Origin of the sequence: Plantactinospora alkalitolerans, from assembly GCF_015690345.1 — a bacterium.
Classification (GTDB): Bacteria; Actinomycetota; Actinomycetes; order Mycobacteriales; family Micromonosporaceae; genus Plantactinospora; species Plantactinospora alkalitolerans.
Map to the genome: position 1 here is coordinate 1 of NZ_JADPUN010000156.1, position 21,255 is coordinate 21,255.

General features: G+C 72.0%; 17 protein-coding genes and 1 pseudogene. 8 read left to right on the forward strand and 10 right to left on the reverse strand.

Features of this window, described 5'->3' with window-relative positions; genetic code table 11:
- From I0C86_RS15820 to I0C86_RS15835, 4 genes are all read left to right on the forward strand, one after another.
- Positions 1–1,274: hypothetical protein (locus tag I0C86_RS15820; protein ID WP_196201993.1), on the forward strand; the 1,274-nt coding region annotated here is incomplete at its 5' end.
- A gap of 164 nt (positions 1,275–1,438) precedes the next feature.
- Positions 1,439–1,558 carry a lasso RiPP family leader peptide-containing protein gene (locus tag I0C86_RS45055; RefSeq protein WP_196201994.1) on the forward strand — a complete coding sequence of 40 codons (120 nt, stop codon included), beginning with the start codon at positions 1,439–1,441 and terminating at the stop codon, positions 1,556–1,558.
- Positions 1,559–1,578: 20 nt separating this feature from the next.
- Positions 1,579–2,787: an asparagine synthase-related protein gene (locus I0C86_RS15830; protein ID WP_196201995.1), complete on the forward strand. Its 1,209-nt coding sequence runs from the start codon at positions 1,579–1,581 to the stop codon at positions 2,785–2,787.
- Positions 2,784–3,065, forward strand: a complete 282-nt coding sequence (locus I0C86_RS15835; RefSeq protein WP_196201996.1) for a PqqD family protein — start codon at positions 2,784–2,786, stop codon at positions 3,063–3,065. Before I0C86_RS15830 ends, I0C86_RS15835 begins: the two co-directional genes overlap by 4 nt.
- Here the strand turns inward: I0C86_RS15835 and I0C86_RS15840 are convergent.
- The 4 genes from I0C86_RS15840 to I0C86_RS15855 are packed head-to-tail and all read right to left on the reverse strand — an operon-like array spanning position 3,053 to position 10,198.
- Positions 3,053–4,615: a nucleotidyltransferase family protein gene (locus I0C86_RS15840; RefSeq protein WP_196201997.1), complete on the reverse strand. Its 1,563-nt coding sequence runs from the start codon at positions 4,613–4,615 to the stop codon at positions 3,053–3,055. The genes I0C86_RS15835 and I0C86_RS15840 overlap by 13 nt on opposite strands.
- Positions 4,615–5,526 (reverse strand): hypothetical protein, encoded by a 912-nt coding sequence (locus I0C86_RS15845; protein WP_196201998.1) that lies wholly within the window; start codon positions 5,524–5,526, stop codon positions 4,615–4,617. The genes I0C86_RS15840 and I0C86_RS15845 overlap by 1 nt, the downstream gene beginning before the upstream one ends.
- Before the next feature lie 60 nt (positions 5,527–5,586).
- Positions 5,587–5,811 carry a hypothetical protein gene (locus tag I0C86_RS15850; protein WP_196201999.1) on the reverse strand — a complete coding sequence of 75 codons (225 nt, stop codon included), beginning with the start codon at positions 5,809–5,811 and terminating at the stop codon, positions 5,587–5,589.
- Positions 5,795–10,198, reverse strand: coding sequence for an SdrD B-like domain-containing protein (locus tag I0C86_RS15855; protein WP_196202000.1), 4,404 nt, complete (start codon positions 10,196–10,198; stop codon positions 5,795–5,797). The genes I0C86_RS15850 and I0C86_RS15855 overlap by 17 nt, the downstream gene beginning before the upstream one ends.
- A 256-nt stretch (positions 10,199–10,454) precedes the next feature.
- Here I0C86_RS15855 and I0C86_RS15860 point away from each other — a divergent pair, with 256 nt between their 5' ends.
- Positions 10,455–11,987: a pyridoxal phosphate-dependent decarboxylase family protein gene (locus tag I0C86_RS15860; protein ID WP_196202001.1), complete on the forward strand. Its 1,533-nt coding sequence runs from the start codon at positions 10,455–10,457 to the stop codon at positions 11,985–11,987.
- Positions 11,988–12,051: 64 nt separating this feature from the next.
- On the opposite strand, the gene I0C86_RS15865 is transcribed toward I0C86_RS15860, so the two are convergent.
- The 4 genes from I0C86_RS15865 to glnA form a co-directional block, all read right to left on the reverse strand.
- Positions 12,052–13,197, reverse strand: coding sequence for a GlsB/YeaQ/YmgE family stress response membrane protein (locus tag I0C86_RS15865; protein WP_230394227.1), 1,146 nt, complete (start codon positions 13,195–13,197; stop codon positions 12,052–12,054).
- The gene (locus tag I0C86_RS15870; RefSeq protein ID WP_196202002.1) at positions 13,194–13,598 is read right to left on the reverse strand and encodes a PadR family transcriptional regulator; all 405 of its coding nucleotides are present in this window, start codon (positions 13,596–13,598) and stop codon (positions 13,194–13,196) included. The genes I0C86_RS15865 and I0C86_RS15870 overlap by 4 nt, the downstream gene beginning before the upstream one ends.
- Positions 13,599–13,702: 104 nt before the next feature.
- Entirely contained in the window at positions 13,703–13,849 is a 147-nt protein-coding gene (locus I0C86_RS15875) for a hypothetical protein (RefSeq protein ID WP_196202003.1), read from the reverse strand.
- Positions 13,850–14,085: 236 nt separating this feature from the next.
- Positions 14,086–15,510, reverse strand: coding sequence for a type I glutamate--ammonia ligase (gene glnA, locus I0C86_RS15880; protein ID WP_196202004.1), 1,425 nt, complete (start codon positions 15,508–15,510; stop codon positions 14,086–14,088).
- A 370-nt stretch (positions 15,511–15,880) separates the two neighbouring features.
- Between glnA and I0C86_RS15885 the strand changes: the two genes are divergently transcribed.
- A complete protein-coding gene (locus I0C86_RS15885; RefSeq protein WP_196202015.1) occupies positions 15,881–16,228 on the forward strand; it encodes an RDD family protein in 348 nt (115 codons plus the stop codon).
- Between the two features lie 98 nt (positions 16,229–16,326).
- Here I0C86_RS15885 and I0C86_RS45480 read toward each other — a convergent pair.
- A pseudogene (locus I0C86_RS45480) lies at positions 16,327–16,980 on the reverse strand (alpha/beta fold hydrolase); the annotation flags it as partial.
- Positions 16,952–17,644, reverse strand: coding sequence for a DUF4191 domain-containing protein (locus I0C86_RS15895; protein WP_196202005.1), 693 nt, complete (start codon positions 17,642–17,644; stop codon positions 16,952–16,954). The gene I0C86_RS15895 and the pseudogene I0C86_RS45480, both read right to left, overlap by 29 nt.
- A 226-nt stretch (positions 17,645–17,870) precedes the next feature.
- Here I0C86_RS15895 and I0C86_RS15900 point away from each other — a divergent pair, with 226 nt between their 5' ends.
- Together I0C86_RS15900 and I0C86_RS15905 are read left to right on the forward strand one after the other, a co-directional pair.
- Positions 17,871–18,053 carry a hypothetical protein gene (locus I0C86_RS15900; protein WP_196202006.1) on the forward strand — a complete coding sequence of 61 codons (183 nt, stop codon included), beginning with the start codon at positions 17,871–17,873 and terminating at the stop codon, positions 18,051–18,053.
- 203 nt (positions 18,054–18,256) lie between these two features.
- Positions 18,257–21,199 carry a helix-turn-helix transcriptional regulator gene (locus I0C86_RS15905; protein ID WP_323373662.1) on the forward strand — a complete coding sequence of 981 codons (2,943 nt, stop codon included), beginning with the start codon at positions 18,257–18,259 and terminating at the stop codon, positions 21,197–21,199.
- Positions 21,200–21,255: the final 56 nt, after the last annotated feature.

The following is a 21,255-nucleotide window of genomic DNA, read 5'->3' on the forward strand; positions in this document are numbered from 1 at the left end:
CCCACCCCACCTTCCGCCGGCTCGCCGCCGCCATCGCCGCGCTACTCGCCGGCGCCGCCAGCCCGGTCGCCGGGCTCTTCGTCGGCCTCGCCGGCGCCGCGCTGATGTGTAAGGAAGGGCCCCTTGTTATCGCTTTCTGTAGAAGAAGGGCCCCCTTTTCACACCTGAGGCACGCGCTCGACGGTGCGGCGCTGGCGCTGGGCGCCGGGGTGTCGGTGGCCGGGCTGGGACTCGTCTTCGGCGCGGGAGGCTGGATGAACATCAGCCTCTCGGACACCGTCAGCGCCGGTGTCGCGAGTGCGATGGTCGCCGTGCTGGTGTCGCGGCGTGCGGTACGGATCGGTGCGATCCTGGCCACGCTGGGGGTGCTGGCGGCGTTCGCGGTCCGTACGCCGGTGGGACTCAACGCGACCCGGCTCGCCGCGATGTTCGCGCTGCCGGTGCTGGTGGGCTACGGGGCACTGCCGGCCGGGCTGAGCCGGCGCTGGTCGTCCCGGGGCGCCGGAACCGCCCTGGCCGGCGTGCTGGCGCTGGTCGCGGTGGTGGAGCCGCCGGTGCTGGTCGGCGACCTGCGGTCGGCCGGCGATCCCACCTCGGCCCGGAGCTACTTTCAGCCGCTGCTGGCCGAACTAGCCCGTCGCCCACCGGGGCGGATCGAGGTGGTACCGACCGCGAACTACTGGGAGGCGGCGTACGTGCCGGAGGCCGCACCGCTGGCCCGGGGCTGGCTGCGCCAGGCCGACCAGGCGTACAACCGGCTCTTCCTGGACGGCAGTGTGAACGCGGACTCGTACGGCCGGTGGCTGCGGGACAACGGCGTCGGCTACGTGGCGCTGGCCGGTGCGAAGCCGTCCTGGGTCGGTCGCCGGGAGGCGGAGCTGATCCGGGCCGGGCTGCCGTACCTGACGCCGATCTGGCAGCACCGGAACTGGACCCTGTACGCGGTGACCGGCGCTCCGTCGCTTGTCGCAAGCATCCGTTCGGGCGCGTCACCCGCCGGGGGTGACCTGCCGGAGGAGGCCGGGGGAGCGGGGCCGGGTGCCGAGCGGGACGGGCCCGAACTCGTCCGGGCCACCTCGGCGGAACTGGTGGTCGAGGTACCGGCCGGCGGCGAGATCCTGGTCCGGATCCGTTGGTCGCGCTGGTTGAGGGTGGACGGGGTCGATGCCTGCCTCGGCCCGTACGGCGAATGGACCCTGCTCCGGGTGCCACGGCCCGGTCAGTACCGGATCACCAGCAGCCTGACGGCGGCCGGTCCTCGCTGTTCCGACTGACTGCCCGACCGACGCCCGACGCATCGACTGGGCGACGCGATTCGCTGCCGTAGGTCCGAAAGAAGTGGAGGTAGCGTACTTGCATCGATTTGGTCGTGTTCTGGGGAAAGGCAGTTCTTGTGAATTCTACTCGAGATGATCCCTTCGGCCGGCCTGATGATGATGTGGGCGGGTACCAGCCCCCGTCCGTTCGTCGACTGGGCACGCTGGCCGAGTTGACCAGGGGCGGCACCGTCGGCCCCGACGACGGACTCGGCGGTGCGGGCGACGAGGGCTCGGTGTGACGGCAGCAGGTATCGGGTCGGTGACCGAGCTGCCGATGCTCCGGCCCACCCGACGCGAGATCGCCTCCGGTGTGGTGCTGGGTCACGTACCAGATCCGTCCGGGACGTCCCGGACGGGCCGGCGACGTCCGCGAACCCCGTCGACCGCCGCCGGAAACCGGGCGGTGACGCCGTTGGCCGCACTCGACCTGGCCGTGCTGCCCGCCCTGCGGCGACCGCCGTGTCTGGTCAGTTTTTCCGGCGGGATGGACTCGTCTCTCGTCCTCGCGGTCGCGCTCCGGGCCGCCCGTCGAGAAGGGCTGCCGGAGCCGGTGGCGGTCACCTGGCGGTTCACCGGAGCGCCACGGGCGAACGAGTCGTCGTGGCAGGAGCGGATCGTCGCCGCGCTGGGGCTCGACGCGTGGCAACTGCTCCAGGCCGACGACGACCTCGACCTGGTCGGTCCGGCGGCACGCCGCCTGTTGCACCGGCACGGCCTCCGGCATCCGGTCAACGTGCACCTGCATCTGCCGATCGTGGAACTGGCGGCGGGTGGGTCCCTCCTCACCGGAGCCGGCGGGGATCAGGTGCTCAGAGGTTGGCGCAGAGCCCGGCGCGGCCCGGTGCGGGCCCGGCTGCGACGGTCGGCCGCCACACTCAGGGCCGGGTTGCGGGACCGGATGTCTGCCGGGGACCAGTTTCCGTGGCTGCATCCGGAGGTGTCGGCGGAGGTCTGGCGGGCCCATCGGGCCGAGCGGCGCGGGGAGCCCCGGCGCCTCGATCACCGGATCGGCTGGCACGTCCGACGACGCGACCTGCGGCTGACCTGCGGCAGTCTCCGGGACATCGGCGCCGCGCACGAGGTGGCGGTGGTGAATCCGCTTCTTGACGACGGATTCCTGGCGGCGTTGTCGGGATCTGCCGGCCGGCTGCGGTGTCCACCCCGCAGCCGGCTGATTGCCGACATCGCCGCCGGAACGGTGCCGGAGGTGGTCACCGCGGCTCGACCGAAGGCCCGTTTCCTGGAGGTCTTCCTCCGAACTCCGACGCGGCGGTTCGTCGAGGGGTGGGACGGCAGCGGCGTCGACGAGGAGATCGTGGACGTCGCCGCGCTGCGGGCGTTGTGGTCCCGGTGGCCGATCCCCGGCGGTACGGCGGGACTGGTCCAGGACGTCTGGCTAGGCTTGAACCCCGCCGAGGTACGCAGGTCGGAACCACCCCGGCCACCCGTACCGGAGGCGTACCGGTGACGGGGCGGGCAGCCGTGGTGTACCGCGTCGGTCGGACCGGCACGGCCTGGCGGCAGGCCGGTGACGAGATCGTGGTGCTCGACACCGAGTCGTCTGTCTACTTCGGGCTCGACCGGTTCGGGGCACTACTCTGGACCCGTCTGGTCGACGGGGCCACCACGGCCGACCTGGTCGCCGCGCTGGTCGCCGCGACTCCGGTCGAGCCGGAGCGGGCCGGCGCGGACGTGCAGAGTTTTCTGGACACCCTGCTCCGGTACGGGCTGATTCAGGTCTCCTGACCGGGGCCGTCCAACCACTCGGGCGGTGGTGGCCGGTGCAGGACTTCGACCAACCCGTAACGGTGGGGGTCGGGATCCCCGTCGAGCCAGGCGTGGGCGCGGAACCCGGCACTGGGTGCGCTCACCCCGATGACCAGGGTGCGGGAGGTCCGGTGTCCGGCGTACCAGCGTTGCAGGACGAACGAGCGTTCGAGGCAGTTCGCCCCCAGCCGGTTCAGCACGCCGAGCACGAGCCTCCGGTCCCGGGTAGAGGTCCTGGGCGGTGCCGGGGGACGGACCGCGCCCATTCCGCCTCGGATGAGCTGTCGGCGTACCCGGTACCACGCCCGCCCGGTCCACAGTGTCACGCGTAGCCCGTCCTGACCGTGGCGTCGCACCACCCTGAGCAGCGCCGGCAACCCTCGGGCCAGCGTGGGCAGCCGCCGGGCGAGTGTGGGCAGCCGCCGGGCGAGTGTGGGCAGCCGCCGGGCGAGTGTGGGCAGCCGCCGACGGGTGGCGCGGATGAGCGGCCGACGGCCCCGGGGCGGTGGGACGTCGACGAGCGGATCCGGCGCTGTCACGGGGTCGGACCGCCGGGCCAGTCGGGCCGCGACAGCCCACTCGCGCAGGCCGGCAGGGGTACGCCAGGCGAGGCGGGCGGCTCGGACGAGATAGGCGAGCAGGAGACCGGACCGCCCGCGCCGAGCCAGCGGGTGTGCGTACCGCATGACGGCTGGCGATGGCACCAACCGCAGGGCGAAGTACCGCAGTCGGGCCCGGAGCGTCGGCTGTTCGGCGAGCCGCCCCAACGAGTAGGCGGTCGACGAGCCACGGTGGGCGGCAATCCACCGGACGGGCGTGGTCCGGTGTGGCAGGCCGAGTTCCACGGCCAGCGCGGCGCCCTGGTCGGCCCGACGCAGTCCCACCGAGAACGTCGAGGTAGCCCCGATCCGCCGCGCCACCTCGGCCGCCGCCCGCCAGGCGCCGGGCGGCAGGACGTCCAGTGCCCGGGCGAGGTCCTCGCTCGGCTTGGCGGACCTGCCCGGATTGCCCGCGTGCAGCGCGACCAGTAATGCGGTGCGCGTCTCGTCCGGCACCGCCACCGTTCCACCCGCCAGGTCGATCCGTTCCGCCGTCGAGGAGACCGTGGTCCAGAACGCCTCGGGGTCGGTGACACCGGCGAATCCCCGGTGCAGGTCGATGGTGAGGGGTACCGCTCCGGACGTCCGCCACGGCCGTTCGTGCCAGTGTGCCCAGTCGTCGGCCCGGGCGTCGGGCAGGATCGGCAGGTGACCGAGTTCGCGCAGCAGTTCCTGAGCCGCGTCGAACGTCGAGGGGGAGACGAGCAGGTCGACATCGGCGTACCGGCGTAGCCGCTCGGTCCGGAGCCGGCGGGCCAGGCCCGGTCCCTTGAGTACGACGCTGGCGATTCCCCGGTCGCGCAACGCCGTCCAGGTGCTGACGGCGAGCGCGTCGAGGGCGAGACACCGGACGGCGGTCGCCGTGGGGGGAGGGGGCCGTCCACCCGACCTCGCCGGAGGTCCTCCGTTCCCTCGGGCCGAAGTCCTCATCACATCCGTCCCCGCCTGCTCGGCGGTGGCGAAACGTGCGGCGGTGGCGAAACGTGCGGCGGTGCCGGATCGGACAGGGCCGTGGTCAGCAGTCGACAGGTCGGATCGAGGAGCCGCCAGTCGGCTGGGCGGACCAGCTTCCACGCCGGCAGACCGGCCAGCGCCAGGATCGTCGTCGGATCCGACGGCAGCTGCCGGTAGGAGCGTCGGGATGCGAGTCGGATCAGCAGTTCCGGTGCGCCGATCGGGGTCAGGCCGAGCGTGTCGCCCCAGTTCAGGAACAGCCAACCACCGAGCGGCACCCGGGCGGGTACCGGCGGCAGCAGGATCCGGGACCGGCTCCGGTTCCGGACCGGGCGGCATTCGAGCTGCATCCCCGGTACCGGTTGCCGTAGGTCGACGCAGCGCGGCCCCGCGTACCCGGTGGTGCCGTCGACCACCAGGATGTCGTCGGTGAGCACCGGAACCTGGCGGGCCGCCAGGGCCGCCAGCAGGCTGCTCTTTCCCGCGGTACGCGCACCGAGCAGTGCCCAGGCGCGGCCGTCCAGCACGAAGGCGCCGGCGTGGAAGGCCTCGCGTCCGGCCCAGCGGTTGAAGACGGTCGCCACCGGCCCGAGGTACGGATGGGCGAGCAGGTCGGATCGCAGCGGTGCGCCGTAGAAGGTGGCGCTGCCCCGGTCCCGGTCGAGCGCGAGATGCCGACCGTCGGCCAGCACTCGTACGCCGCGCCGGCCGTCGAGGGGCAGCGGGCGGGGCGGTGTTCCGGCGAGCTGCCGGACCCGCACCGCGACGACGTCGGGGCGGCAGCGCTGCTCCGCCGGCAGTTCTAGCACGTCGTCGAGCCCGTGCACCCGGAGCCCGTAGACGGATCGACCCGGACCTGCACCCCGCGAACTCGGTGGATCCGACATGACCTGTTGCCCCCTTGGCAAAGCGTCGGCTCCGAGCGCCGTCGCCAAATATGGTGTCGGCTACGCCCGGGGGATCTCCCCGTCGTCGCCGGCCGGCGTACCGGTGTCGACCGGCACGGTCGCCGTCGACTCGGACGCCGGAACCGTGTCACCCGGCACCGGAACCTGTCGATCCGGTGCCGTACCCGGTGGATCCGTGAAGAGGAGAAGCCCGGCCAGGATCGCGACGGCGGCGATCGTCAGGAGCACCGCCGCGCGGACCGGTAGGTCAAACCTCGACGTCATAGGCGAACCAGAAGCTCGTGCCGCGGTCGACCGCGAACGTGATCGAGATGGAGACGCTTCCTCCGGCCGGAAGCCCGGCAGCGGTCAGCGGAACGGTCAGCGTCGAGTTGAGTCCGCCGCCGGGTGGGTCCGTGGCCGGAGCCGCCAGGGTCACGCTGTGGGCCAGCACCGTACGGCCGCCGATCGTGATCGCCGTGACGGGCGTGGCGGAGTCGAGGATCCGCAGGTGGGCGGGGTTCGTCGGCTGGGTGGGTACGCCGGGCTTCGGCGCGCCGCTCGCCGCACTGATCGAGATGATCCTCAGCCGGACCGAGTTGACAGTGCCGCCGCTGTTGTTGGTGATGGTGCGTCGCACCGTCAGGGTCTTGGGTGGACCGGGCACCACGACCCGGTTGGGCGGCACCGTCTGTGGACTGTCGGGATCGATCAGTGAGGAGACCAGTTGACTCGGTCGCCGTACCGGGCTGGTGGCGCCGCTCGGCGAGGCCGATCCGAGGGTGGACTGCACCCCGCCGACCAGGCCACCGGTGCTGGAGACCAACTTGAAGTCGGTCGCGTTGTTCCCGGTGTTCTGCATCGTGCCGGTCTGGGCCAGCCGGACCCAGGCGTACTGGTCGGTGGGCTGGCCGGTAAGCGCCGGCAGCGGCGTACCGGTCGAGTAGCCCGGGTTGGGGCCGGCCGCATCGGTCACCGTGCCAGCCGCGTCGGGGGCGGTCGCCCGTACGCCGCCGGTGGTGCCGAGCGACGTCACGACCAGGTCCGGTGTGGCCAGCGAGGACAGCGAGTACCCGCCACCGACGAGGAGGTACGCCCGCCCGGGGGCCAGGGTCGGTGCCGTCCGGGGCAGGGTGACGGCGCTGCCGTTGTCGGTCTTGACCACGAAGCCGGCGAGCGGCACCGGGAACGGACTCGCGTTGGTCAGCTCGACGTACTGGTCGGTGGGCCCGCCCGGCCCGGAGAGCCGGAACTCGCTCACCAGCAGCCGGGTGGTCGACGCGGAGACCTGGACGACCCGACCGGCGGAGGTGGCCGCCGGGTAGGTCGTGTCACCGCTGTACTGCGCCACCACCGTGTTCCCCCCGTACGCCGGCAGGGTCACCGTCAGCGTCGCCCGCCCGCCGGCCAGGGGCGCGGTGCCCAGGGTGACCGTCGAGCCGGCAGACGGTCCGGTGGTCACCGCGGCGGTGAAGGTCACCGTTCCGGTGGCGGCGGCCGGGACGATGTCGGCGGTCAGGGTGACCGGGTCGCCGAAGGCCACGGACGTGTTCGACGGCGTGACGGTGACGGTCGGCGGGACCAGCCGGATGCCCTGGTCGACGTCGGTCAGGGTCGCACCGGTGCCGAGGGTCAGCACGGCGGTGGCGCCGGTGTCCGGGTCGCCGTCCGAGTCGATGCCCCGGTCCGCGCCCTGGCCCCGGGGGGAGAGGCGCTGGTCGGCGGCGAGTGCGGCGGGGCTGAAGGTCACGGTGTAGCTGCCGGCCCGCAGTCCGGTGAAGGAGTACGTTCCGTCGCTTCCGGTGGTCGTCGACCGGATCACCGGGGTGCCGAGGTCGTTGGTGCCGGACAGGGCCACCGGGAAGCCGGGCAGGCCCGACTCGCCGGCCTGCCGGATGCCGTCGGCGTTCGCGTCCCGCCAGGTACGCCCGCTGATCGTCGACGACACCACGGTCACCTGGGTCGTCTCGGTCGTCGGCAGGGTGATCGGTGTTGTCGAACCGCTCGGCAGGTAGCTGCCGGTGGTGCTGTTGACGTACCGGTCCCCGGTGGCGTTTCCGCTCGTGCTCAGGGTGATCCGGACCGCGTTGACGGTCGCGTTGGCGAGGTTCGTGACGACGATCCGCAGCGCGGTGGTGGTCGGGCCGCACGCCGCCGCCGAGTAGTCGGCGGGATCGTCGGTGATGGTGCCGTGCGGCCGGCTGGTGCACTGCACGGTGGTGTCGGTGGGGGCGGTGCTACCGGCGTACGTCAGGGTGCCGGTGAACGCCGAACGTCCGTCGCCGTTGTAGGGCAACTCGGTCAGCAGCACCACGGAGGGAACCGTCAGCCCGGTCACGTTCCGGTACGCCAGCGTGAAGTTGAGCTGGTCGCCGACCGTCACCTGGGGGGTCGAGGTCGTCTCCGAGACGGCCAGCTGGGTCTGGTTGCGGATTGCGATGACGTTGCTGGCGGTGCGCTTGGCGAGATCGATCGGGACGGCGGCGTCGGAGCTGATCACGGCGGTGTTGGTGGCCGCCGTGTTGTCGGGGGTGATCCGCAACGCGGTCGCCTGGAAGGTGATCGCCCCGATCGTGGTGCCGGGAACGATCGACCCGAGCTTGAGCAGCAGGCTCGGGCCGGTCTCACCGGAGTCACCGGTGCACGGGATCCCGTCCGCGCCGTTGTTGGCGGCGGTCAGCTCTACGCCGAGGCTGGCGCTGCCGGAGACGTACCGGGCGCTGCCGGCGACGTACCTCATGCAGGCGGGGAGGGTGTCGGTGATCCGTACCCCGCCGACCGGGGAGGTGGCCGAGGTTGCCCGGGTGACGGTCGGGGTCAGGGTGTAGGTGACGGTGCTGCCGGCGGCGATGAACTGCTGGTTGGCCGGCAGGCCGTTGCTCTGGCTCACCCGGAGGACCCCGTCGGTGACGGTGAGCCTGTTCCCGGTGTACGACGGGTTGTTGGTCACCCGGTTGTAGAACGACGGGCCCCATGTCTCGGTGGTGCCGAGTCGGGCGCTGTCGAAGTTGGCGATGATCGTGCCGACCGGATTGGGCTGGACCTGGAACTGCGGATGGAAGTAGTCCGTCTCGCTGTTCACGATCGTCCAGTTCGGCGTGAACCGCACCGCGTTGACCACGCTGGCGCCGCCGGCGGCCTCGATCGAGGCGTACCAGGTGCCGGTGCCGCACGAGGTGGTGCGTCGGGCGTTGTCGTCGGCCATGGGCAGCACGGCGTATTCCACCGTGTACTCGGAGGCCGCGACGACGGTGTTGTTCCGGTACGCCCGTCCGACGCCGACGATCCGGGTTTCGGCGGGGTTCCACTTGTCGCAGATGGCGGCGCCGGTCAGGGCCGGCCCACTGGTGGAGTAGATGTGCAGCCGGTCGTAGTAGGTCTGCCCGGGGGACGCGACGCCGTCCCCGGCACTGCCGTTGGTGGCTCCGCCGGCCGGGATCCCGCCCGGGGTGTCGGTGGTCCAGAAGTAGCCGTTGTATCCGGCGGACCGGGGACCGAAGGTGGTCGAGAAGCAGTTGTCGTTCGTCCGGTTGGCGTTGTCGGCCACGAACGTGCAGGTGGCGGCGGACGGGTCGCCGCCGGGTTCGTAGCCGGTGCCGAAGTTCGACTGGCCGGTGATGCTGAACGGGTCGAACCCCCGGTACTGGATGGTCGACTGGATCGGCGAGGCGCTGTCGGTGCTGGGTACGAAGACGGTGAAGGTGCCGCTGACGAGGTAGAGCAGCGTGCTCGCGAGCTGGTTGCCCTGGGCGCCGTTGGTCGGGTTGCCGCTGCCGGACAGGTCGGCGCCGGTGATGGTCACCGTCACGATCCGTCCGGTCTGGCTGCACGAGACCGTGCCGGAGTTGACCACCGAGTTGGCGGCCGTCGCACCCGGCACGATGCCGACCCGGCCGTACGGGATGCCGTAGCCGCCGTTGCTCACCGGGGCGCACGAGCCGCTGACCAGGACGGCGTTCGGTGAGATCGTGCTCAGGTCGGCGGTGAAGGTCAGCGGCGCCGTGACCAGTTCGGTTCCCTTGGCGCCGGCGGGCTGGGTCACCACGAAGCTGAACGCGTATCCGCTGCCGGTGGCGCCGCCGACCGAGGCCGCCGTGGGGGTGCCGAACAGGTTGGCCTGGAGGTTGAGTTGCGGGACGGCGACGACGGTGGTGCTGCGGGAACCGCCGTTCAGGGCTCCGTCGGCGGCGGTGAGGGTGGAGTTGACGACCGTACCGTCCGGTACGGCGCCGTCGACGGTGATGGTGATCGGTACGGTGCCGGCGCCGGTCGCGTCGACGGCGACGGAGCAGGTCAGGGTGTGTCCGTCGGCGCTGAGCAGACCGGCACCGGGGCCGGTGCACTGGGCCAGGTTGGACGCGTCGAACCTGACCCGGGGCGACGTGCTCAGGGTCTGTACGAAGGTGACCGAGCCCGGCCCGGCGTTGTCCGAGGAGTACGTCCAGCCGTACGTCAACACGTCCCGGGTCCGGACCCGGCCGTTGGCGGGACCGTCGTCGAGGCTGTCGAAGGGTGCGGTGCCGTCGGAGAGGACCGTCAGGGCGATCTGGTTCACGGCGGCGGCGGCGGGTGCGGCGGGAACGACGGCGGTCGCGGTGCCGGTGGCGACGACGGCGGCCGCGACCACGAACCGGCGGAATCGCCGGCTCCGGTGGGAACGACAGAGGTCCAAGACGGGGTCGCCTCCTCGCGGCGTGACTGTCCGGGCGGGCAGAACTCGGACGTCCCCGTCTACGCCGAGAAGCTCAGGGAAAATATGAATTTTCCTCAATATCCCTAAAGTCAACTATACCCGTTTTCGTCCCTTCGGGGAATCCCGCGATCCGTGATCCGGTCCACCGGCCACCAGCCGCGAATTGGCCCCTGCCAACGGATGCCCGAGGTGTCAGGGTGACGGGTGACGGTGTGGGCCAGTCCGGGAGGTCGGGATGAGCGATCCACTGCACGATCGGAACTCGACGGAGGCGACGCTGCACCAGGTGTACGCCGCCGCCCTGCCGTACCTGGCCTCGCTCGCCGATCGGCCGGTGCACGATCCGGCCACCGAATCGTTGCTGGCCGAGCTCGCCGACCCGGCCGACGGCGGGCGGCTGCCGGAGAAGGGCGTCGGATCGGTCGCGGCGCTGGAGCGACTGCTCCGGGTCGGCACCACCGTCGCCACGCACTCGGCCGGTCCACGGTTCTTCCACTTCGTCGTCGGTGGTGCCACCCCGGCCGCGCTCGCCGCCGACTGGACCACGTCCCTGCTGGACCAGAATGCCGCGTTCCGGGCCACCTCACCACTGGCCGCCGAGGTGGAGACGATCGCGTTGCGCTGGCTCCGCGAGCTGTTCGGGCTGCCGGAGTCGTACGGCGGGGCACTGGTCGCCAGCGCCACCTTCGCGAACTTCACGTCGCTCGGCGTCGCCACGCACTGGTGGGCCGAGCAGCACGACGTGGACGTGGCCGCCGACGGGCTGACCGGGCTGCCCCGGATGCCGGTGCTCTCCGGCGGGTACCTGCACGCCAGCTCCCGTAAGGCGTTGCAGATGCTCGGGCACGGCCGCGACGCGGTCGAGGTGTACGCCCGGGACCGGGTCGGTCGCGCCGACCTGCCGGCCATCGAGCGGCGCCTCGCCGAGCTGACCGGACCGGCCGTGCTGATCGCCAACGCCGGTGAGGTCAACGCCGGCCACTTCGACCCGATCGACACGCTCGCCGACATCGCCGAGCGGTACGGCGCGTGGCTGCACGTCGACGGGGCGTTCGGGCTCTTCGCCGCCCTCTCCCCACGCACCGCCGACCTGGTACGTGGCGTCGAGCGCGCCGACTCGATCGCCTGTGACGCGCACAAGTGGCTCAACGTTCCATACGAGAGCGGGTTCGCGTTCCTCCGCGAGCCGTCCCGGCTGCCGGCGGCGTTCGGGATGCCCGGCACGGCGTACCTGCCGGGGCCGGCGAGCCCGCTGTGGTCGGACGCGCCCGGCGGCCAGGCCGGGTCACGCCCCAGCTCGGCGCGTTCGGTCCAACCGGCGGTGCCCGCCGGGGCGGTGGACTACGCCATGCACGGCCCGGAATCGTCCCGGCGGGCCCGGTCGATACCGATCTGGGCGACCCTGGCGGCGTACGGGCGCGACGGGCACCGGGCGATGGTGGAGCGGCAGCTCGACCTCGCCCAGCGGCTCGCCCGGCTGGTCGACGAGGCGCCGGACCTGGAACGGCTCGCCGAGGTGCCACTCTGCATCGTCTGTTTCCGGGCCCGTCCGCCGCACCTGCCGGCCGGCGAACTGGACGATCTCAACCGGCGGCTCGGTGCGGCGCTGCTGGACGACGGGCGGGTCTTCGCCGGCACCACCGTCTACGACGGCCGGGTCGCCCTCCGCCCCGCGATCGTGAACTGGCAGACGACCGAGGCGGACGTCGACCTTCTGGTGCAGGTGGTACGCGAGCTGGTCGCCCGGCTCGCGCCCCCATCCGGCTGATCGGCCCCGGCTGGCCGGCTGATCGGCCCCGGCTGATCGGGGCCGGCTGTTCAGGCCCGGCTGATCAGGGCATCGCCCGCCGTGCCGTGGACCCGGCCCGCTCCGCGACGTCGGCCACGTGTCCGCAGGTCGGACACGGACCGCCCGCCGACCGGGCCCGAACCGCCCGATGCCGGGCGCCGTGCCAGCCGACCACGGCAAGCAGCACGGCCGCGCCGAGCAGCGTGAGGACGGCGGCGGTGGCGGCGAGTTGGGCCCAGGTCGTCGCGGAGTCGAAGTACTCCTCGGCGATCGGTCGGAGCCCGAGCAGGCTGGCCGGGGTCAGCAGCAGCACGGCCGACCACAGTGCACTGTTGTCACCGGTGACCGCCCGGCCGAGGCCGAAGACCAGCACCAGCCCGAGTAGCACCGGGGCCGCCATCCCCAGCACCTCCACCGTGGAGTAGTAGGCGGTGAACCAGTTTCCGCTGCCCTCGGCGACCTCGAACAGCACGGCCGCAGCCGTACCGGCCAGCACCCCGAGTACCGGCGGAACCCGGCCGCCCCAGCCGGGACGGGCGGGCAGTGCCAGCGCCGTCAGGCCGAACGCCAGCACCGGCAGCAGCACGTACAGCGGTGGCCGGCCCAGCCCGGTCAGCGGCGACGCGGGGATCACGGCCAGGGTGAGCCCGATGGCGGTGCCGACGGCCCGGCGTGCCCAGCGTGCCGGAAGCGTCGCCGTGGCGAGGGCGGCCAGCAGCCAGCCGACCCAGACGAACGCGCCGAGGGTCTGCGGCGGGCCGATCCGCCCGGCCAGCACGTCGTCCGGCACCAGTTCGACCTGGACGAGCAGGAACACCGCGAGCGCCGCCAGTGTGCTCACGGCGATCGTCGCGGCGACCGGCAGGCCGGCGACCAGACCGAGCGCGCCGTTCTCGCGCAGCCGTTGCCGTAGTCCGCCGCGCAGCACGTCCGCGGCGTCGTGCGGCGAGGGCCAGCGCCGTTCCTGGTCCACCAGATCGAGGTACGTCCCGACGAGTTCGTCGCCCCGGACCGACCGGTAGCCGACCGGGTACGCGTACAGCAGTCGCCGGTACCGGCGCTCCAGAAGCGCCTGGCCGCCCTCCGGGGACGTGTCGTCGCTCCCGCCCTCCGGGGACGTGTCGTCGCTCCCGGCGGGGACGTGCTGGGTACCGTCGAGGGGTTGGTCCGGTCCGGTGTGCTCGGTCATGCCGGACCTCCGGCGAATCGGATGGCGGGGCGGGTGGCGGACGCCGGACGGGTGCCGGATCCCTCCGTCGTACCGGCGGCTCGGTCCCGGAGACGCTGGCTGGCGGCTTCGACGTTGCGGCGCAGCCGTTCGGTCTCGGCGCTCAGGGCCGCCGTGCCGCCCTCGGTCAGCCGGTAGTAGCGGCGCAGCCGGCCACCGACGACCTCTTCGCGGTCCGGCTCGACCAGGCCCTCGTCGGTGAGCCGGTCGAGGGCGCCGTAGAGCGTCCCCGGCCGCAGGGCCAGTCGTCCGTCGGAGAGCGCGGCGACCTCGCTGACGATTCCGTAGCCGTGCATGGGCTCCCGGGCGAGCGCGGTCAGGATCAGGAACGTGGGTTCCCGCAGGGGAGTGGGTGCGGTCATGGCAGCAGTATATCGGTGACCAAGCTATATCGGTGGAGAAGCTATCGGCCGGGCGTGTTCTCGACGCCGTGCCCGGCCGACGCCCGCGGCGGCGGGCGAACCCGTTAGTCGATCTCGGGCAGGATCAGCGCAGCGAAGGCGATGAGGGTCAGGCCGATCCAGCCGAACGAGACGCGGGGAACTCGGACGCCGACCGCCTCGAGCGCAAGACAGATGGTGCCGAGGATGTAGAGAAACAGCGTGGGGGTCATCGCCAGCTCCAGGTTGGAAGGTGTGGATCAGCAGCCCACCCACTACCCCACGCGGAGCTTCGGCAATCCCACGCGGCGTCCACGATCCGTTCTGCTCGCTCGTCGTCGCGGCCCGGCAAAGCGGCGAGCCGCCGACCCCGCCCCAGGTGGGGCAGTGGTCAGCGGCTCGCCGGTCGTTCCAGGCTGTTCCGGGAGGCGTACGAGGCGCCTGGTCCCGGGACAGCGGTTGCCGTGTCTCAGCAGTCGTAGTACATCGCGAACTCGTGCGGGGTCGGCCGGAGACGGACCGGGTCGACCTCGTTGGTCCGCTTCCACTCGACCCAGGTGGAGATGAGGTCGGGAGTGAAGACGCCACCCTCCAGCAGGAAGTCGTGGTCGGCCTCGAGCGAGTCGAGCACGGCGGGCAGCGAGCCCGGCACCTGCTTGACCGAGCCCCACTCCTCCGGCGGAAGGTCGTAGAGGTCCTTGTCGATCGGCTCCGGCGGCTCGATCTTGCTCTTGATGCCGTCGAGTCCGGCCATCATCATCGCCGAGAAGGCGAGGTAGACGTTCGCCGACGGGTCCGGCACCCGGAACTCGACCCGCTTCGCCTTCGCGTTGCTGCCGGTCACCGGGATACGGGTGCAGGCGGACCGGTTCCGCTGCGAGTAGACCAGGTTGACCGGCGCCTCGAAGCCGGGCACCAGCCGGCGGTACGAGTTGATGGTCGGGTTGGTGAAGGCGAGCAGCGACGGGGCGTGGTGCAGCAGGCCGCCGATGTACCAGCGCGCGGTGTCGGAGAGCCCGGCGTACCCGGTCTCGTCGTAGAACAGCGGCTCGCCGTTCAGCCACAGGCTCTGGTGGGTGTGCATGCCGGAACCGTTGTCGCCGAAGAGCGGCTTGGGCATGAAGGTCGCGGTCTTGCCGGCCGCCCAGGCGGTGTTCTTGACGATGTACTTGAAGAGCTGAAGCTGGTCACCGGCGTGCAGCAGGGTGGAGAACCGGTAGTTGATCTCGGCCTGGCCCGCCGTGCCCACCTCGTGGTGGGAACGCTCGACGGTGAAACCGGAGTCGATCAGGCGCCGTACGATGCCGTCGCGCAGGTCGGCGTAGTGGTCGACCGGCGGGACCGGGAAGTAGCCACCCTTGTAGGCGGTCTTGTAGCCCCGGTTGCCGCCCTCTTCCTCGCGGCCGGTGTTCCAGGCGCCCTCGATCGAGTCGATGTAGTAGAACGCCTGGTGCGCCGAGGTCTCGTGCCGGATGGAGTCGAAGATGTAGAACTCCGCCTCCGCTCCGAAGTACGCGGTGTCGGCGATGCCGCTGGCGGCGAGGTACGCCTCGGCCTTCTTCGCCACGTTCCGCGGGTCACGCGAGTACGGCTCGCGGGTGAACGGGTCGTGGATGAAGAAGTTGAGCGCCAGCGTCTTCTGGGCCCGGAACGGATCGATGAACGCGGTGGCGACATCGGGCAGCAGCAGCATGTCCGACTCGTGGATCGCCTGGAAGCCGCGGATCGACGATCCGTCGAAGGCGAGACCGTCGGAGAAGACCGATTCGTCGAAGGACTCGACCGGCAGATTGAAGTGCTGCATCACGCCGGGCAGGTCACAAAAACGTACATCGACGAACTTTACGTCCTCGTTTTTGAGGTATCGCAGGAGTTCCTCGGGGTTGGCGAACACACATCCTCCTGGCACGTCCACTGATGGCTAGGCTGGTAGGCGACGCTATGACCACGCGGTTGCCCGAGCATGTCTCTGATGTTTCCGCCGTGTTACGTCATCTGCGGAGCGTGATCTCCGCTGGTGGTCGACCCGGGCTTCTCCGGATGATACTCCCGTTTGGTCCGTTCGCCTCGTTTGCCGCGTTCCGCCCTTCGGGTGACAGACCCGGTGGACCGTCGACCAGTGCCGGCGTGACCGGCGGCTCAGCGCAGGAGGGCACCGGGACGGTGGTCAGGACCTGCTGGATAGTCTGGCGCCCGTGGCGAGACAGCAGAACGGCGCCGCCCCGCTTCCACCGGCGGCCGATCAGACCGAACCGAGGCCGAGCCTGGCGCGCCGGTTCGGTGCGCTGTCCATCGACTGGGTGCTCTGCCTCCTGGCCACCAACCTCTTCGCCGACCCGTTCCGCGACAACTGGGCGCCGGTACTCACCCTGATCGTCGTGTACGGCCTCTTCGCTGGTCTCTTCGCGCAGACGCCCGGCATGCGGCTGTGCCGGATACGGTGCGTCTTGTACGCCGACGGCGGCCGGATCGGCGTCCTCCGCGGGCTGCTCCGTGGCGCGCTGCTCGGCCTGGTGGTACCGGCGCTGATCATGGACGAGAACGGTCGTGGCCTGCACGACCGGGCGGTGGGCTCGGTGATCGTCGCCGAACCGCGACCGCCGGCACGCTGACCGGCCGATCTGCGGTACCGGCGTCGACCGGCCGATCTGCGGTCTTCAACTGCCAGTCGGCCGGTACGACGATGCCGGCCAGGAATTTGCCGAGCTCCCGCCGCCACCGATCCGGGCTGTCCAGATGCACGTCGTGCCCGGCGCCCGGTATCTCCACGGCGCTGACCATCGGATGCCGGCTCATCCGGGCGTACTCGTCGGGATCCAGGGAGCCCGCGCCGCCCCTGACCACCAGGGTCGGGCAGCCGATCCTGGCGAACTCGTCCCAGCGCGGCCCGACGGCGGCGGCGATCGTGGCGACCATGACGTCCCGGTCGAACGCCGGGTACCAGCCGTCGTCCCGCTGGCGTAGCCCGCTGGCCCACGCCGCTCCGACCAACCCGCCGCCGCGCGGCGGTCAGGAAGGCGGTGTGCCCGCCCAGGGACTGACCGATCACGACGGCGGGGCCGACTGCGCCGAGCACCGCCGCCGTGTCCGCGACGTGGGCCTGCCGGGACACGTCGGCAGGGCGGCGTTCACTGTCGCCGTGGCCGCGCGGATCGAGCGCGAAGACGTGGTACGCCCCGACGAGCCCGGCGACGGTGCCGGACCATTCGCCGGCCTGGCCGCACAGGCCGGGAAGGAGCAGGACCGGGGCCCCGGACCCGCCGAGATCCGTGCAGGGCCAGTCGGGTGCCGTCCCGGGCGTACAGGTCAGGCACGGCCGGGAGCGGTGGCCCGGTTCAGCGACCGCGCTGCTGCCGGAAGGCACCCTTCGACGGGCGCATGTTCTTCGGGATCGCGCCCTTGGGCATCTGCGGCCGGGCGGCGGACAGCGCCTTGAGTCGCTTGTCGAGCGCGTTCACGTCCTTGCCGCTGAGGTTGCGCGGCAGGCGCATCAGGGTCATCCGCAGCTTGCGGAGCGACAGCTCGTCGTCGCCCTGACCGATCAGGTAGTCGTACAGCGGAGCCGTACCGATGACCTTGGACAGTCGCCGCTTCTCCTGGCCGAGCAGGCCGCGGGTCCGCTGCGGGTTGCCCTCGGCGAGCAGGATCACGCCGGGCTTGCCGACGACCAGGTGCACCATGTCCATCTGGGTGGTCGAGCTGATGGCCGGGGTGACCCGCCAGTCCCCCCGCATGCTGTCCAGGATCTGGGCCGCCGCGCCCGGCTGTCCCTCGGCGGCGTTCATCATCGCCTTGTTGGACCGCAGGTTCAGCACGATCAGCAGGCCGAGCAGAGCGACCAGGATTCCGATCGGCAGCCACAGCCAGCCCCAGAGCATGACCGCGACCACGGTGAGCGCGAGCGGGATCAGCACCGCGACGGCGCCGAGCGGCACAAACCACTTGTCGCGTTTGGCGGTGAACGAGAACACCATCCCGATCTGCTTCAGCCGCTGGCCGAACGACACCTTCTCCTGCGCCTTTGCCATGCGTCGGAGTCTAGTGGGCCGGCCGCCGCCGGCTGATCCCCGGCCGGCGCCCAACCACCGGACCCGGTGGCCCGGGTAAGGACCTTACGGCCGGAAGTACCCGAGGCGGCCCGTAAGTAAGGAGGCGGCCCGGCCAGACATGAGGCGGTGCACCAATGCCGCGGTGGGACCTTCGGGCGAAGAGTGGACATCAGCGAAGAGAACCGAACCGAAATGGAGCTCAGCGATGTTCAGCACAGACGCACACTTCCTGCTCGCCCTGCACCGTACCCACGCCGACGAACTGCGGGCCGAGGCCGACTCCGACCGGCTGGCACGGTCGGTACGCCGGCCCCGGCGGAACCGCACCAGGTCCGCCGGCGGCTCCGCACTCGATTCCGCCGCGTCCCGGGATCCGGCACTGCGATGATCGGCACCGTTCCGGGATCCGGCACTGCGGTGATCGGCACCGTTCCGGGATCCGGCACCCGGACGACGGGTGCCGCCCCGGGCTCCGGTGCTCGGGCGACGGGCATCGTCCCGAGCCCCGGGGGCGGGGGTGGGGGCGGTGATCGTTCCAGCCAGCGGGCTCGGATGGTCGACCACTCCGGGCGGCGTGGCATTCTCGATCCTGTGACAACTCGCGCCGCCAGCGCCGTCCTCGTCGGCCGTCAGTCCGAACTCGCCACGCTGTGTGACGCGCTGAAGCGGGTCCGCGCCGACGAGCCGGCCGCGTTGCTGGTCGGCGGCGAGGCCGGAGTGGGAAAGACAAGATTGATCGAGGAGTTCGGCCGGCACGCCGTCGACGGCGGCAACCAGGTCCTCGTCGGCCAGTGTCTGGAACTCGGTGAGCAGGGCCTGCCGTTCGCGCCGTTCGCCGCCGCGCTGCGTCAGGTACTGCGCCGGGACGGACCGGCCGCCTTCGACGGGTACGAACGGGAGTTCGCCCGACTCCTGCCCGAGCTGGCCAGGCTCGCCGCCGGACCGACGGGGGTCGGCGACGTCCGGGCCGACCAGGGCGGCCACGGCGGCCCGGAGCTGAGCCTGGATCCGCACCGGGGATACCTGTTCGAGCTGGTCGCCGGCCTGTTCACCCGACTCGCCGCCGAACGCCCGCTGGTCCTGGTGATCGAGGACCTGCACTGGGCCGACCGGTCGACCCGGGACCTGATCGCCTTCCTCTCCCGGGCCGTCCGGCCCGCGCGGGTGCTGTTGATCTGTACGTACCGCTCGGACGAGCTGCATCGGGGCCATCCACTGCGCCCGTTCCTCGGCGAACTGGACCGGGCCCGTGGCGTCGAGCGGGTCGAACTGGACCGGTTGGACCGGGAGGGCACCGGTCAGGTCCTGGCCGACCTGTTCGGGTTCGAGCCGAGCGACCGGGCGATCGACACCATCCACGACCGGACCCAGGGAAACCCGTTCTTCGTCGAGGAACTCGCCGCCGCCAGCGATCCGGCCGGCTGCGCCGACCTGCCGGACACGCTGCGCGATCTGCTGCTGGCCCGGGTCGACCGGCTGCCCGAGCCGGCTCAGCGGGTGCTGCGGATCGCCGGTGCCGGCGGCACCCGGATCGCCCACGAACTGCTCGCCGAGGTCGCCGGGGTGCCGGAGACCGAGCTGGAGGAGGCCCTCCGGGCCGCCGTCGCCGCGCAGCTCGTCGTCGCCGACCCGGACGGCGGCTACGAGTTCCGGCACGCGCTGGTCCGGGAGGCCGTACACGAGGACCTGCTGCCCGGGGAGCACGCCCGGCTGCACGCCCGGTACGCGGCCGCGATCGAGGCGCAGCCACAGCTCGTCGCCGTCGGCCGCGCCCCGGCCGAGCTGGCCCACCACTGGTACGCCGCGCACGACTACCCCCGGGCGCTGACTGCGGCCTGGGCCGCAGCCGAGGCGGCCGGCTCCCGGTACGCGTATGCCGAGCAGGGGCGGCTGCTGGAGCGGATGCTCGAACTGTGGGAGCAGGTGCCGGACGCGGCACAGCGGCTGGGCAGGGATCACCTGGCTCTGCTCGAGGCGACCCTGTCGGCGGTCTCCACCGCCGGGGACTACAGCCGGGCGTTGGCGCTGACCCGCGCCATGCTGGCCGAGCTGGACCGGGCGGCGGAGCCGGTGCGTACCGCGCGCGTGCTGGTGCTGCGCGGCCGGCTGCTCCGGATCCTGGGCAAGAAGGACGGCGCGGACGAACTCCGGCAGGCGTACGACCTGATCAGCAACGTCGGCAACGATCCGAACCGGATCCGGCTGCTCGCCGAGGTCGCCTTCCAGATCGCTCGGGTCGACCGGGCCGAGGGAGGCCGGATCGTCGGCGAGGCGATGGCCGCCGCGACGGCGCTGGGTGACGAGGACGCCGTGCTCAGCGCGACGCTCGCCGCCGGTTGGGTCTGCACCCGCCAGGTCTCGGCGGAGAGTGGGATTGCGGACCTGCGCCGCGCCGAGCAGCTGGCCCGCGCGGCGAACGACTCGGAGGCGCTGGTGACCGCGCTGGTGGTCGCCTCCGACTCGCTCTGTGAGCTCGGCCGGTACGCCGAGTCGGCCGAGGCGGCGGCGACCGGCTTCGCCGAGGCGAGACGGGTGGGGATCAGTCGGTCGACCGGCGCGTTCCTGCTCTCCAACCAGGCCGAGGCGCTGATCGCGCTCGGTCGCTGGGACGAGGCCGACGAGCTCTGCGGGCAGGCGGCCCGGCTGGACCTGCCGGGCATCACCGGATACCACTGGCTGCAACTGCGGGCCGGCCTGCGGCTGGCCCGGGGCCAGGGCGGTGCCGACGAACTGGTCGCCAAGGCGATGGGTTTTCTCCGCCGGCCGTTCCTGCCGTTGGAGTTGCCGCTCTACGAGTTGCGGGTGGAGGCGGCGCTCGCGGCCGGAGATGCTCCGCAGGCGGTGGCCGCCGCCCGGGCGCTGCTCGACCGGCGGCTCGACACCGATCCCCGGTACGGCTGGCCCGCACTGGTCGCCGCCGCCCGGGCCGCGCTCGCGTCCGGGGACGAGGAACTGGCCGAGCAGGTACGAGAGGTGGCCGGCGGGGTCGTCGCCCGCTACCCGGCCGAGCTGGCCTGCGCGGCGCAGGTGTCGGCCAGTTTCGCCGGACCGGGGAAGGCGGTGGCGGCCTGGCAGGAGGCGGTGGCGGCCTGGCGGGTGGACGGCCAGCGGTATCCGCTCGGGCGGGCACTGCTGGAGTTGGCCGAGGCGGCGGCGTCGGCCGGGGACCGTCCGCTCGCCGCGAGCGCCATCGAGGAGGTGTCGGCGATCGCCGCCGAGTTGTGTGCCGTACCGCTGGGGCAGCGGGCGGCGGTGCTGGCACGGCGGCTCGGGTTGCGGACCGCGCCCGGATCGGTACCCGGTACGGACCTGCTCACCGCGCGGGAGCGGGAGGTGCTGGGGCTGGTTGCGGAGGGACACAGCAACAGCCGGATCGCCGAGCGGCTCTACATCTCACCGAAGACGGCGAGCGTGCACGTCTCCCGGATCATCGCCAAGCTGGACGTGGCGAACCGGATCGAGGCGGCGGCGGTGGCGCACCGGCTCGGACTGCTCGACGCGGGGACCCGGAAGCCCGACTCCTCGACCGGGTGAACGGTGGACCGGTCGTTGCCCCGACCGGTCGGCCGCGTCGTGACGGTACGGGCGTA

What these genes read in the sequence shown, in the direction of transcription:
- I0C86_RS15850 (WP_196201999.1), bottom strand. Translation starts at nt 5,811, where the DNA reads ATGACGTCGAGGTTTGACCTACCGGTCCGCGCGGCGGTGCTCCTGACG.
- I0C86_RS15895 (WP_196202005.1), bottom strand. Translation starts at nt 17,644, where the DNA reads ATGGCAAAGGCGCAGGAGAAGGTGTCGTTCGGCCAGCGGCTGAAGCAG.
- I0C86_RS15840 (WP_196201997.1), bottom strand. Translation starts at nt 4,615, where the DNA reads ATGAGGACTTCGGCCCGAGGGAACGGAGGACCTCCGGCGAGGTCGGGT.
- I0C86_RS15870 (WP_196202002.1), bottom strand. Translation starts at nt 13,598, where the DNA reads ATGACCGCACCCACTCCCCTGCGGGAACCCACGTTCCTGATCCTGACC.
- I0C86_RS15900 (WP_196202006.1), top strand. Translation starts at nt 17,871, where the DNA reads ATGTTCAGCACAGACGCACACTTCCTGCTCGCCCTGCACCGTACCCAC.
- I0C86_RS15865 (WP_230394227.1), bottom strand. Translation starts at nt 13,197, where the DNA reads ATGACCGAGCACACCGGACCGGACCAACCCCTCGACGGTACCCAGCAC.
- I0C86_RS15875 (WP_196202003.1), bottom strand. Translation starts at nt 13,849, where the DNA reads ATGACCCCCACGCTGTTTCTCTACATCCTCGGCACCATCTGTCTTGCG.
- I0C86_RS15860 (WP_196202001.1), top strand. Translation starts at nt 10,455, where the DNA reads ATGAGCGATCCACTGCACGATCGGAACTCGACGGAGGCGACGCTGCAC.
- I0C86_RS15845 (WP_196201998.1), bottom strand. Translation starts at nt 5,526, where the DNA reads ATGTCGGATCCACCGAGTTCGCGGGGTGCAGGTCCGGGTCGATCCGTC.